The organism is Stenotrophomonas sp. YJH_SMC_91 (genome assembly GCF_059368495.1).
In genome coordinates, this window is record NZ_JCAFRT010000001.1 from 256,196 (window position 1) to 268,085 (window position 11,890).

General features: G+C 67.0%; 13 protein-coding genes. All 13 read left to right on the forward strand.

Annotated elements, in window-relative coordinates:
* Positions 1-43: 43 nt before the first annotated feature.
* Entirely contained in the window at positions 44-1,795 is a 1,752-nt protein-coding gene (gene aspS / locus AC5P5X_RS01110; RefSeq protein WP_005410762.1) for an aspartate--tRNA ligase, read from the forward strand.
* A gap of 16 nt (positions 1,796-1,811) precedes the next feature.
* Positions 1,812-2,129 (forward strand): DNA primase, encoded by a 318-nt coding sequence (locus tag AC5P5X_RS01115; RefSeq protein ID WP_111189036.1) that lies wholly within the window; start codon positions 1,812-1,814, stop codon positions 2,127-2,129.
* Between the two features lie 31 nt (positions 2,130-2,160).
* Entirely contained in the window at positions 2,161-2,682 is a 522-nt protein-coding gene (locus AC5P5X_RS01120; protein WP_005410760.1) for a GNAT family N-acetyltransferase, read from the forward strand.
* 75 nt (positions 2,683-2,757) lie between these two features.
* Positions 2,758-3,390 carry an esterase/lipase family protein gene (locus tag AC5P5X_RS01125; protein ID WP_049396250.1) on the forward strand — a complete coding sequence of 211 codons (633 nt, stop codon included), beginning with the start codon at positions 2,758-2,760 and terminating at the stop codon, positions 3,388-3,390.
* Between the two features lie 233 nt (positions 3,391-3,623).
* A complete protein-coding gene (locus AC5P5X_RS01130; protein WP_005414277.1) occupies positions 3,624-4,355 on the forward strand; it encodes a YebC/PmpR family DNA-binding transcriptional regulator in 732 nt (243 codons plus the stop codon).
* Between the two features lie 105 nt (positions 4,356-4,460).
* Positions 4,461-4,982 (forward strand): crossover junction endodeoxyribonuclease RuvC, encoded by a 522-nt coding sequence (gene ruvC, locus AC5P5X_RS01135; protein WP_005410757.1) that lies wholly within the window; start codon positions 4,461-4,463, stop codon positions 4,980-4,982.
* A 13-nt stretch (positions 4,983-4,995) separates the two neighbouring features.
* The gene (gene ruvA / locus AC5P5X_RS01140; RefSeq protein WP_005410756.1) at positions 4,996-5,589 is read left to right on the forward strand and encodes a Holliday junction branch migration protein RuvA; all 594 of its coding nucleotides are present in this window, start codon (positions 4,996-4,998) and stop codon (positions 5,587-5,589) included.
* A gap of 49 nt (positions 5,590-5,638) precedes the next feature.
* Positions 5,639-7,558 (forward strand): potassium transporter Kup, encoded by a 1,920-nt coding sequence (locus AC5P5X_RS01145; protein ID WP_062605804.1) that lies wholly within the window; start codon positions 5,639-5,641, stop codon positions 7,556-7,558.
* A gap of 552 nt (positions 7,559-8,110) precedes the next feature.
* Positions 8,111-9,151 (forward strand): Holliday junction branch migration DNA helicase RuvB, encoded by a 1,041-nt coding sequence (gene ruvB / locus AC5P5X_RS01150; protein ID WP_005410754.1) that lies wholly within the window; start codon positions 8,111-8,113, stop codon positions 9,149-9,151.
* Positions 9,141-9,572 (forward strand): tol-pal system-associated acyl-CoA thioesterase, encoded by a 432-nt coding sequence (gene ybgC, locus AC5P5X_RS01155; protein WP_111189268.1) that lies wholly within the window; start codon positions 9,141-9,143, stop codon positions 9,570-9,572. Before ruvB ends, ybgC begins: the two co-directional genes overlap by 11 nt.
* 10 nt (positions 9,573-9,582) lie before the next feature.
* Positions 9,583-10,362 carry a protein TolQ gene (gene tolQ / locus AC5P5X_RS01160; protein ID WP_005410752.1) on the forward strand — a complete coding sequence of 260 codons (780 nt, stop codon included), beginning with the start codon at positions 9,583-9,585 and terminating at the stop codon, positions 10,360-10,362.
* 24 nt (positions 10,363-10,386) lie between these two features.
* On the forward strand, positions 10,387-10,815 hold the full coding sequence (tolR, locus tag AC5P5X_RS01165; RefSeq protein ID WP_005410751.1) for a protein TolR: 429 nt from the start codon (positions 10,387-10,389) through the stop codon (positions 10,813-10,815).
* Positions 10,805-11,860, forward strand: coding sequence for a cell envelope integrity protein TolA (gene tolA, locus AC5P5X_RS01170; protein ID WP_005410750.1), 1,056 nt, complete (start codon positions 10,805-10,807; stop codon positions 11,858-11,860). Before tolR ends, tolA begins: the two co-directional genes overlap by 11 nt.
* Positions 11,861-11,890: the final 30 nt, after the last annotated feature.

Sequence of the window (11,890 nt, forward strand, 5' to 3'; positions counted from 1 at the left end):
GGCCCCCATCCGGTGCCGGCGTTCTCCAGCGGAGCTTCCCCCCATGCGTACCCACTTCTGCGGCCTGGTCGACGAGACCCTGATTGGCCAGACTGTCACCCTCGCCGGCTGGACCGACGTGGCCCGTAACCAGGGCGGCGTCTGCTTCATCGATCTCCGCGATCATGAAGGCATCGTGCAGGTGACGGTGGAGGTCGACAATGCCGAAGTGTTCGCGGTGGCCGCGTCGCTGGGCTACGAGGATGTGCTGCAGGTGGAAGGCGTCGTGCGTGCCCGCCACGCGGTGAACGACAAGATGCGCACCGGCAAGGTGGAAGTGATCGCCACCGCCATCACCGTGCTGAACAAGGCTGCGCCGCTGCCGTTCCACGCCCATGAGAACCCGGGCGAGGAAACCCGCCTGAAGTACCGCTACCTGGACCTGCGCCGCCCGGAAATGCAGCGCATGCAGCGCACCCGCATCAAGCTGGTGCAGGCGCTGCGTCGCCACCTGGACGAAAAGGGCTTCCAGGACATCGAAACCCCGATCCTGACCAAGGCCACCCCGGAAGGCGCACGCGACTTCCTGGTGCCGGCGCGCATGCACCCAGGCGAGTTCTACGCACTGCCGCAGAGCCCGCAGCTGTTCAAGCAGATCCTGATGGTGGCCGGCTTCGACCGCTACTACCAGATCGCGCGCTGCTTCCGCGACGAGGCCCTGCGTGCCGATCGCCAGCTGGAATTCACCCAGCTGGACATGGAATTCGCCTTCGTCCGCGAGCGCGACGTGCAGGATTTCGTCGAGGACATGATCCGCGCCATCTTCAAGGAAGTGGTGGACGTGCAGCTGGACGCCAGCTTCCCGCGCATGACCTGGGCCGAGGCCATGCGCCGCTACGGCTCGGACAAGCCGGACCTGCGCATCGCGCTGGAGCTGGTGGACGTGGCCGAACTGGTCAAGGACAGCGAGTTCCCGGTGTTCACCGGCCCGGCCAATGATGCCGAGGGCCGCGTTGCCGCGCTGCGCATCCCGGGCGGTGCGTCGCTGTCGCGCAAGCAGATCGACGAATACGCCGCGCATGCCGCCAAGTACGGCGCCAAGGGCCTGGCCTACATCAAGATCGCCGACAACGGCGAAATCAGCTCGCCGATCCAGAAGTTCTTCAGCGAGGAATCCTTCGCCGCGCTGGTGGCCCACGTCGGCGCCGGCAACGGCGACATCGTGTTCTTCGGCGCCGGTGGCTACAACAAGGTCTCCGACTTCATGGGCGCGCTGCGGCTGAAGGCCGGCAAGGACTTCGGCCTGGTCGCCGACGGCTGGGCGCCGCTGTGGGTCACCGACTTCCCGATGTTCGAGTGGGACGAGGAAGAACAGCGCTACGTCGCCCTGCATCACCCCTTCACCGCACCGGCCGTGGACGACATCGCCGACCTGCGCGCCAATGCCCGTACCGCCGTTTCGCGCGGCTACGACATGGTGCTCAACGGCAATGAGATCGGCGGCGGTTCGATCCGTATCCACCGTCCGGACATGCAGAGCGCGGTGTTCGAGCTGCTGGGCATCGGTGCCGAAGAAGCCCGTGCCAAGTTCGGCTTCCTGCTCGACGCGCTGAACTACGGCGCGCCGCCGCACGGTGGCATCGCCTTCGGCATCGACCGCATCGCCGCGCTGATGGCCGGCACCGAGTCGATCCGCGACGTCATCCCGTTCCCGAAGACCACTGGTGCACAGGATCTGATGACCGACGCGCCGTCGCCGATCGTCGACGCGCAGCTGGCCGAAGTGCACATCCAGGTTCGCCCCAAGACCAACTGATCAGGAGATCCAGGCAATGACCGAGTTTGCGTTTTCGCTGGAGTGGGAAAAGCTGGGCAATGAAGGCTCCGAGGCCAACCTGGTCACCGAGCGTGCACGCGTGTTCGGCGGTTGGCTGGTCCGCGTCGGTACCAACCCGGCCGCGATGGCCCTGACCTTCGTCGCCGACGGCGAAGGCCGTTGGGATGGAGAAGACTTCGGCGTCGAGGATTACGAGGACGACGAAGAGGAAGAGTACGACGAGGACGAGGAAGGCGAAGAAGACGAGGACGAAGAGGAATACGAGGAAGAGGGCGAGGAAGACGAAGAAGCGGAATCGTCGGAAAAGGCTTGACCGCCCCTTCGCGCTGACGTCAACTTGCTGCATGTATTCCATCCGCCGCGCCACCGTGGACGACGCGCCGACCCTGTCGGCGCTGGCCGCCCGCACGTTCACCGAAACCTTCGGCCATCTGTATCCGCCGCAGGACCTGCAGGCCTTCCTTGAGGAGGCCTACACGGTCGAGCGCCAGCGCGTGATCCTGGCCCACCCGGATTACGCGGTGTGGCTGCTGGAGCTGGACGGGGAGGCGGTCGGCCATGCCGCCGCCGGCCCCTGTGGCCTGCCGCACCCGGACGTGAAGCCCGGTGACGGCGAACTCAAGCGCCTGTACCTGATCAAGACGCAGCAAAGCTGCGGCTGGGGCAGCCGCCTGCTGGAAACCGCGCTGGCCTGGCTGGAACACGAGGGCCCGCGCACCCTGTGGTTGGGCGTGTGGTCGGAGAACTTCGGCGCACAGCGCTTCTACGCCCGCTACGGGTTCGAGAAGGCCGGCGAATACCTGTTCCCGGTGGGCGACACGAACGATCTCGAATTCATCCTGCGCCGCGCACCGCGCGCGGCCTGATGTTCACTGCCGCTTGCTGCGCGCGCGTGTTCAATCACCGTACGTTCCTGCCCCGCTGACCGCCAGGCTGTTTGCATGACTCCCCCCGTATTGCTGCTGCATGGCATCTGGAATGCCCGCGCCTGGGTCGGGCCGCTGGCCTGGCGCCTGCGCGCGCGCGGCTTCCAGGTGCACGCGTTTGGTTATTCCTCGGTGTTCGGTGGCCCGGACGTGGCCGTACCGCAGCTGCTGGAGCGGCTGGCCGACGCCGGCCCGCTGAGTTTGGTCGGCCACAGCCTGGGCGGGCTGCTGGCGCTGGAAGCGCTGCGGCGCAATCCGCAGCTGCCGGTGCAGCGCGTGGTCTGCCTGGGCTCGCCGCTGCGCGGCAGTGGCACCGCGCGCTCGTTGTCCGATCATGGCTGGGGCCTGGCGCTGGGGCGCAGCAGCGAGCTGCTGCTGGACGGCCTGCCGGACTGGCAGGGCAAGGCCGAGGTCGGGCTGATCGCCGGTTCGGTGCCGCATGGGCTGGGCAGCCTGCTGGGCGCCATCGACGATGCCTCCGACGGCACCGTGGCATTGGCCGAGACCCGCCTGCCGGGCCTGGCCGACCATTGCGTGGTGCGCACCAGCCACAGCGGCCTGGTCGTGTCGCCCGATGCCGCGCGGCAGACCGCGCATTTCCTGCGCCACGGCCAGTTCGACCACAGCCGCGACGCCGCCGCCGCGTAATCTGGTAGGGGCGACCGCCCTGGCTCGGTGGGTGCGAACCGTCCTGCCCTGGTGGGTGCGACCGGACTACCTCGGTGGGTGCGAACCGTCCTGCCCTGGTGGGTGCGAACCGTTGGTTCGCACGCGCTTCGCCGGGCCATGCCCGACGGCATCTCTCCGCCCTAGACACGGTTGCCGTCCCCGATCAGGTAGAATCCGCGCCTTGATCCTGAAGCAGCCAGACGGTAGCACCCATGGGTAGAGGCCCCTCCATCGAAGCCCGCAAGAACGCGTCCGACGCGAAGCGCGGCAAGATTTTCACCAAGATCATCCGCGAGATCGGCGTTGCCGCGCGCGGCGGTGGAGGCGACCCCAACAACAACCCGCGCCTGCGCGTGGCGGTGGACAAGGGCCTGGCCGTGAACATGTCCAAGGACGTGATCGAGCGCGCCATCAAGAAGGCCACCGGTGAACTGGAAGGCGTCGACTACGAGGAAATCCGCTACGAAGGCTATGCCCCGGGTGGCGTGGCCGTGATCGTCGACTGCCTGACCGACAACCGCGTGCGCACCGTGGCCGATGTCCGCCATGCGTTCAGCAAGTGCGGCGGCAACATGGGCACCGAAGGCTCGGTGGCCTTCATGTTCAAGCGCCTGGGCGTGCTCAGCTTCGCCCCGGGTGCCGACGAGGAAGCCATCACCGAGGCGGCCATCGAGGCCGGCGCTGATGACATCGTGGTCTATCCGGACGATGGCTCGATCGATGTGGTCACCAGCCCTGACGCGTTCAGCGCAGTCAAGGACGCGATGACCGCCGCTGGCCATGTCGCCGACCACGCCGAGATCACCTTCCGCGCCGACAACGACATCAAGGTCGAGGGCGAGGTCGCCCTGCAGGTCAAGAAGCTGCTGGACATGCTGGAAGACCTGGACGACGTGCAGGACGTGTATTCCAACGCCGAACTCGGCGCCGACGCCTACGCCTGAGCCGTCTTCGACGGCTTGGGCGCGGGCCGTTGAACGGTCACCGCGGACAGTCATGAGCCCATACGCCTGCCAGCGCAATCCGTTCCGCCCCGCCAGGAGTGCAGCATGACCCGCATCCTCGGCATCGACCCCGGTTCGCAGCGGACCGGGGTCGGCATCATTGATGTCGATGCCACCGGCCGCGTCAGCTACGTGCACCACCAGCCGCTGGTGCTGCTGGGCGCTGACGACTTCCCGCAGCGCATGAAGCTGCTGGTGCTGGGCCTGGCCGACCTGTGCCGCGAGTATGAGCCGCAGGAAGTGGCCATCGAACGCGTGTTCATGGCCCGCAACCCCGATTCGGCATTGAAGCTGGGCCAGGCCCGTGGCGCGGCGATCTCGGCGGTGGTGCTGCGCGACCTGCCGGTGCACGAATATGCTGCCAGCGAGATCAAGCTGGCGGTTGTCGGGCGCGGTGGCGCCGAAAAGCAACAGGTTCAACACATGGTCGGGCTCATGCTCAACCTGAAAATCAAGCTGCAGGCCGACGCGGCCGACGCGTTGGCGGTGGCGATCACCCATGCCCACGTAAGGGCGACGGCCAACCGCCTGGGGCTCAGTGCCCGCCAGGCATGGGGCCGCAAATGAGGAGCTGCACGCAATGATCGGTCGACTGCGCGGCATCGTCGCCTACAAGGCGCCGCCGTGGCTGGTGGTGGACGTGAACGGAGTGGGCTACGAACTGGAGGCGCCGATGAGCACCTTCTACGACCTGCCCGAGCTCGGCCGCGAGGTCACCCTGTACACCCACTACTCGCAGAAGGAAGACAGCGTCTCGCTGTACGGCTTCCTGCGTGAAGGTGAGCGGCGCCTGTTCCGCGACGTGCAGAAGGTCAGTGGCATCGGCGCGAAGATCGCGCTGGCCGTGCTGTCCGGCGTCACCGTCGAGGAGTTTGCGCGCATGGTCCAGGCCGGTGACATCACCGCGCTGACCCGCATTCCGGGCATCGGCAAGAAGACCGCCGAGCGCATGGTGCTGGAGCTGCGTGACCGCGCGGCCCAGTTCGGTGCCGGCGGCGCGCTGCCCACCGGCAGCGGCCCGGCCCCGGCCGATCCGCTGTCCGACGCCACCGTGGCCCTGCAGCAGCTGGGCTACAAGCCGGCCGAAGCCGCGCGCATGGCCCGTGATGCCTTCAATGAAGGCGACGAAGTGGCCACCGTGATCCGCAAGGCGCTGCAGTCGGCGCTGCGTTGATCCGCCTTCCTTTCCTTCAACAAACCGCCTGAGCTTCGCCAGGAGTCCCATGTCCAGCAGTCAAACCCCGCACGCAGCCGCCCCCGGCGGCCATGGCCACGCCCCCTCCGCTGGAGGACTGGCGCTGGTCATCGGTGCGATCGGCGTGGTCTTCGGCGATATCGGTACCAGCCCGCTGTACACCCTGAAGGAGGCGTTCTCGCCGCACTACGGGCTCAACAGCGACCACGATACCGTGCTGGGCGTGCTGTCGCTGGCTTTCTGGGCGCTGAACCTGGTGGTGACCCTGAAGTACGTCACCATCATCATGCGCGCCGACAATGATGGCGAGGGCGGCATCATGGCGCTGATGGCGTTGACCCAGCGCACGCTGCGCAATGGCTCGCGCTCGGCTTATGTGGTGGGCATCCTCGGCATCTTCGGCGCCTCGCTGTTCTTCGGCGACGGCGTGATCACCCCGGCCATGTCCGTGCTCAGTGCGGTCGAAGGCCTGGAGGTGGCCGCACCCGGACTGCATGTCTTCATCGTGCCGGTCACCCTGGTGGTGCTGCTGGCAGTGTTCGCCGCGCAACGCTTCGGTACCGAGAAGATCGGCAAGGCGTTCGGCCCGATCATGGCGATCTGGTTCGTATCGCTGGCGGTGATCGGCATCTACAACATTGTCGATGCGCCCGAGGTGCTGAAGGCCTTCAACCCGTGGTGGGGCATCCGCTTCTTCATGGAGCACGGCTGGCACGGCATCTTCATTCTCGGTGCAGTGGTGCTGGCGGTGACCGGCGGCGAAGCGCTGTATGCGGACATGGGCCACTTCGGCCTGCGCCCGATCCGCCACGCCTGGTACTTCTTCGTGCTGCCGTGCCTGGTGCTGAACTACCTGGGGCAGGGCGCACTGGTGCTCAACCACCCCGAGGCCCTGAAGAATCCGTTCTTCGAGGCGGTGCCCTCGTGGGCGCTGTACCCGATGATCATCCTGGCCACCATGGCGGCGGTGATCGCCTCGCAGTCGGTCATCACCGGCGCGTTTTCGGTCTCGCGCCAGGCCATGCAGCTGGGCTACATCCCGCGCATGCGCATCAAGCACACCTCGCACGACACCATCGGCCAGATCTACATCCCGGGCATCAACTGGGGCATCGCGGTGATGGTGTTCGGCCTGGTGCTGGCGTTCCGCAGTTCGTCCAACCTGGCCGTGGCCTACGGCATCTCGGTGTCGGCCACGATGCTGATCGACACCCTGCTGCTGGCCGTGGTGGCACGTTCGCTGTGGCCGAAGTCGCGTGGCTGGCTGCTGCCGCTGTGCGTGGTGTTCTTCATCATCGACCTCGGCTTCGTCATCGCCAACGGCGCCAAGCTGCTGCAGGGCGCCTGGTTCCCGGTGGTGCTGGGCATCTTCCTGTTCACCATGATGCGCACCTGGCGCCGTGGCCGCGAGCTGCTGCGTGATGAGATCCGCAAGGACGGCATCCGCCTGGACACCTTCCTGCCGGGCCTGATGCTGGCACCGCCGGTACGCGTGCCGGGCACCGCGGTGTTCCTCACCGCCGACCCGACCGTGGCCCCGCACGCGCTGATGCACAACCTCAAGCACAACAAGGTGCTGCACGAGCGCAACGTGTTCCTGCACGTGGAAACCCTGCCCATTCCCTATGCGATGGAAGGGCAGCGGCTGAAGATCGAGTCGGTGGGCGACGAGTTCTACCGGGTCTATGTGCGCTTCGGTTTCATGGAAACCCCGGACGTACCGCTGGCGCTGATGCGCTCGTGTGACCACGGTGGCATCTATTTCGACCCGATGGACACCACCTTCTTCGCCAGCCGCGAAACCATTGTGGCCACCGCCAACCGCGGCATGCCGATCTGGCGCGACAAGCTGTTCGCGCTGATGCACCGGAATGCCGCGCCCGCGACCGGCTTCTTCCGGATTCCGGGCAACCGCCTGGTCGAACTCGGCGCGCAGGTGGAGATTTAATCTCCGCCTGCGCTACGTCCCACACGCATTCCACCTTACTCCCCGCCTATCGGCGCGCCTCCTTGAAACGCAGGCGCCGTTGGCGCCGGCGTTCCGCGCATTCCACCTTATCCCCCCGCCTGTCGGCGCGCCCCCTTGAACAACAAGGGGGTTTGGCTTCCCGAAGTGTTCCGCGCCAGCAGCTGGGCATCGCTCGGCTGCACCGTTCCATCCACGCATGGCGCGGATCTACCGTGTCGACCAAGGTCGACACCTACCAGATCCGACCCCGTGCCGACCAACGGTCGGCACCCACCAAAGCAGAACGTCGTTCCGACAGGCCGCAGAAAACTGTCGAAGGCGGGGTGGGTCCGGTTGCGGGGGTGTCCGCGGCATGGATGCCGCGGCCAAGCCCCCAAGGACGGGTTCACGGCGTCCCCCGCGACCGGACCCACCCCGCCATCCCCAGTAGATTCGCAATTGACGTTGACGTTGACGTTGACGTTGACGTTGCCTCTGCGGGTGCCGGGCGCAGCCCGGCCGAAACCCGCACTTTTGCCGCATAATCAGCACATGACCGACGACCGCATCATCGGCGCCGGCGCCACCCGCGAGGATGACGCCGCCGACGCCAGCATCCGCCCCAAGCGCCTTGCCGACTACCTCGGCCAGGTGCCGGTGCGCGAGCAGATGGAAATCTACATCCAGGCGGCCAAGGGGCGTGGCGACGCGCTCGACCACGTACTGATCTTCGGGCCGCCGGGCCTGGGCAAGACCACCCTCAGCCATGTCATCGCCAACGAACTGGGCGTGGCCCTGCGCGTGACCTCCGGCCCGGTGATCGAAAAGGCCGGCGACCTGGCTGCGCTGCTGACCAACCTGCAGCCGCACGACGTGCTGTTCATCGACGAGATCCATCGCCTGTCGCCGGTGGTCGAGGAAGTGCTGTACCCGGCGATGGAAGATTTCCAGATCGACATCATGATCGGCGAGGGCCCCGCCGCCCGCTCGATCAAGATCGACCTGCCGCCGTTCACCCTGATCGGCGCCACCACCCGCGCCGGCCTGCTGACCGCGCCGCTGCGCGACCGCTTCGGCATCGTCCAGCGCCTGGAGTTCTACAGCGTCGAGGAACTGACCCGTATCGTGCGCCGCTCCGCCAGCATCCTCGGCATCGACTGCACCGCCGATGGGGCAGGGGAGATCGCGCGCCGCGCGCGTGGTACCCCGCGTATCGCCAACCGCCTGCTGCGACGCGTGCGCGACTATGCGCAGGTCAAGGCCGGTGGCCACATCGACGAGCCCGTGGCCCAGGCCGCGATGAAGATGCTCAAGGTCGACCCGGAAGGCTTCGACGAGCTTGACCGGCGCCTGCTCAAGACCATGGTCGACTACTTCGATGGTGGCCCGGTCGGCATCGAATCGCTGGCCGCGGCGCTGTCCGAAGAGCGTGGCACGCTGGAAGACGTGGTCGAGCCGTACCTGATCCAGCAGGGCTTCCTGGTGCGTACCGCGCGTGGCCGCATGGCCACCCACAAAGCCTACCGGCACATGGGTCTGAAGCCGAAGAACCCGCCGCAGGACCTGTTCGCGGAGGTTCCCGATGTCGGTTGAGCCACTATTCAGTTGGCCGACACGCATTTACTGGGAAGATACCGACGCTGGCGGCGTGGTCTACCACGCCCGCTACGTGGCCTTCATGGAACGGGCCCGGACCGAATGGATGCGTTCGCTCGGCTACGGCCAGGAGCGCATGCGCGCCGAGCACGGGATGATCTTCGCGGTGCGCTCGATGCAGATGGATTTCATCAGGCCGGCACGGCTGGATGACACCCTGCAGGTGAGCGCCCGTTTGGTCCAGCTGAAGAAGGCCAGCATGGTCTTCGACCAGCAGATCCTGCGCGACGGCGAATTGCTGCTGTCGGCCCAGGCCCGCATCGCCGCACTGGACGCGGCCAGTTTCCGCCCGCGTGGCATGGACGAGGCCGTCCTTGCCGTGCTGCAACCCCACCTCCACCCCGAATCCGAACACTGAGGAACAACGGATGATCGCAACGCTCCTGGCCCTGCAGGCCACGGTCACCGAGGCACTGCCGGCCGACGTCAGCAACGCCGCGACACAGACCCTTGCCCAGGCCACCACCGGCGGCGGCATCAACTACCTCGAACTGATGGCCAAGGCCAGCCTGCCGGTGAAGATCATCGTGCTGCTGCTGCTGGTCGGCTCGTTCGTCAGCTGGGTGATCATTTTCCGCAAGGCCCGCGTGTTCAAGCAGGCCACCCGCGAAGCCGACGAGTTCGAGAACCGCTTCTGGTCCGGCGCGGACCTGGGCAAGCTGTACAGCGCGGCCACCGACCGCAGCCGCAGCGTGACCGGCCTGGAAGCCATCTTCGAAGCAGGGTTCCGCGAATACACCCGCCTGCGTGACAAGCGCCGCCTGGATGGCCGCGCACAGCTGGAAGGCGCGCAGCGCGCGATGCGCACCACCTATACCCGCGAAGTGGACCAGCTCGAGCGCAACCTGGAACTGCTGGCCAACATCGGTTCGACCGCGCCGTACGTGGGCCTGGTCGGCACCGTGTTCGGCATCATGGTGACCATGCACGACATGATCAGCAGTGGTGCGCAGGCCGGCATCGCCGCCGTCGCGCCGGGCATCTCCGAGGCACTGTTCGCTACCGCCATCGGCCTGTTCGTGGCGATCCCGGCGGTGTGGGCCTACAACCGCTTCACCACGCGCGTTGAGCGCATGTCGGTGCGGTTCGAGACCTTTGCCGAAGAGTTCAGCTCCATCCTGCAGCGCCAGAGCGCTGGCGACGAGTAAGCGCCTGACCCGGGAGTCCAAGCCATGTCCGCTGCCATCGGTCGCCGCAAGCGCCGCAAGCTGAAATCGGAAATCAACGTCGTTCCCTACATCGACGTCATGCTGGTGCTGCTGATCATCTTCATGGTCACCGCGCCGCTGCTCACCCTGAGCTTCGACGTCGACCTGCCGCAGTCCAACGCCAAGGCGCTGGAGAGCAAGCAGGACCCGGTGATCGTCTCGGTGCGCCAGGACGGCCAGCTCAGCCTGAAGCTGCCCGATGCCAAGGAACCGACCGCCGTGTCGGCCGAGGAACTGGAAGGCCGGCTGGCCGGCATCGCCGCCCAGGACAAGGGCGTGCGCGTGATCGTCGCCGCCGACCGTGCCGTGGCCTATGAAAAGGTCATCGCCGCGATGGATGTGATCAAGCGCGCCAAGGTAGACAAGGTAGGCCTGGCCACCGATGCACGCTGACGCCCTGCCACCCCCGCATCAGCGCGAACCCGGCTGGGGCCTGCCCCTGGCATTGGCGTTGCTGGTGCACCTGCTGGTCGCGCTGGTCTTCATCGTGGCCTGGTTCTGGTCGCCCGAGCGCAACACCGACGCCGCCGCCGGCGATCCGTCGGTCGAGGCCAGCCTGGCGCTGTCTGCGTCGGAGGCCTCCGCTGCGCGCCAGGCCCTGCGCCAGTCGGAAAAGCTGGAAGACCTGCCGCCGCCGGTGGCCGAGCCCATCCCGGTGCCGGAAGACACCATTCCGCCGCCGCAGCCGATCCCGGAACCGCGCCCGCAGGACGCCCCCACGCCGCAGCAGCAACAGGCGCAGGAGCGTGTCGCGCAGCCGGATACCAAGGATCAGGAAGCGGTGAGTGCGCTGGCCATCTCCCAGGAGAAGGCCAAGCAGGAACAGGAAGCCAAGCGCCGCCAGGAACAGATCGACCTGACCGAACGCAAGCGCCAGGAAGAAGCCGAGCAGAAGCTGCGCCTGGCCAAGCAGCAGGAAGCGGACGAGAAGAAGAAGCAGGCCGAGCAGGAGCGCGTGGCCGCTGACAAGGCCGAGGCCGAGAAGCAGAAGAAGATCGCCGAGATCCGTGCCCGCCGCGAGCAGGCCGAGAAGGAAGCCAAGCTGGCCGAGCAGAAGCTGCGCCAGGTGGCCGCCGCGCGCAATGCCGCCGGCAGTGCCGCTGCCGGTTCCAGTGGTGCCTCGCAGCCGGCCGCCGGTGGCGGTGGCAACAGCGACGACCTTTCGGCCAAGTACGCAGCCGCCATCCAGGCCAAGGTGCTGTCGCAGTGGGTGCGCCCGGATACGGTGCCGTTGGGCCAGCGCTGCCAGATCACCATCACCCAGATTCCGGGTGGCACGGTGATGCAGGCCAAGGTCAGCCCGAACTGCCCGTACGACGAGGCCGGCAAGCGCTCGATCGAGGCCGCCGTGCTCAACGCGCAGCCGCTGCCGTACCGCGGCTTCGAGTCGGTGTTCGCACGCACGCTCAACTTCACCTTCACCGCCCAGGATCGCTGAGGCGGGCAGGGCAGGGTGGCTCTCCGCTGC

Excerpts from the sequence above, each read along its gene's own strand:
- AC5P5X_RS01120 (WP_005410760.1), top strand. The coding sequence starts at position 2,161 with ATGTATTCCATCCGCCGCGCCACCGTGGACGACGCGCCGACCCTGTCG.
- ruvA (WP_005410756.1), top strand. The coding sequence starts at position 4,996 with ATGATCGGTCGACTGCGCGGCATCGTCGCCTACAAGGCGCCGCCGTGG.
- ruvC (WP_005410757.1), top strand. The coding sequence starts at position 4,461 with ATGACCCGCATCCTCGGCATCGACCCCGGTTCGCAGCGGACCGGGGTC.
- tolR (WP_005410751.1), top strand. The coding sequence starts at position 10,387 with ATGTCCGCTGCCATCGGTCGCCGCAAGCGCCGCAAGCTGAAATCGGAA.
- AC5P5X_RS01130 (WP_005414277.1), top strand. The coding sequence starts at position 3,624 with ATGGGTAGAGGCCCCTCCATCGAAGCCCGCAAGAACGCGTCCGACGCG.
- tolA (WP_005410750.1), top strand. The coding sequence starts at position 10,805 with ATGCACGCTGACGCCCTGCCACCCCCGCATCAGCGCGAACCCGGCTGG.
- aspS (WP_005410762.1), top strand. The coding sequence starts at position 44 with ATGCGTACCCACTTCTGCGGCCTGGTCGACGAGACCCTGATTGGCCAG.
- AC5P5X_RS01125 (WP_049396250.1), top strand. The coding sequence starts at position 2,758 with ATGACTCCCCCCGTATTGCTGCTGCATGGCATCTGGAATGCCCGCGCC.
- ybgC (WP_111189268.1), top strand. The coding sequence starts at position 9,141 with ATGTCGGTTGAGCCACTATTCAGTTGGCCGACACGCATTTACTGGGAA.
- ruvB (WP_005410754.1), top strand. The coding sequence starts at position 8,111 with ATGACCGACGACCGCATCATCGGCGCCGGCGCCACCCGCGAGGATGAC.
- tolQ (WP_005410752.1), top strand. The coding sequence starts at position 9,583 with ATGATCGCAACGCTCCTGGCCCTGCAGGCCACGGTCACCGAGGCACTG.
- AC5P5X_RS01115 (WP_111189036.1), top strand. The coding sequence starts at position 1,812 with ATGACCGAGTTTGCGTTTTCGCTGGAGTGGGAAAAGCTGGGCAATGAA.
- AC5P5X_RS01145 (WP_062605804.1), top strand. The coding sequence starts at position 5,639 with ATGTCCAGCAGTCAAACCCCGCACGCAGCCGCCCCCGGCGGCCATGGC.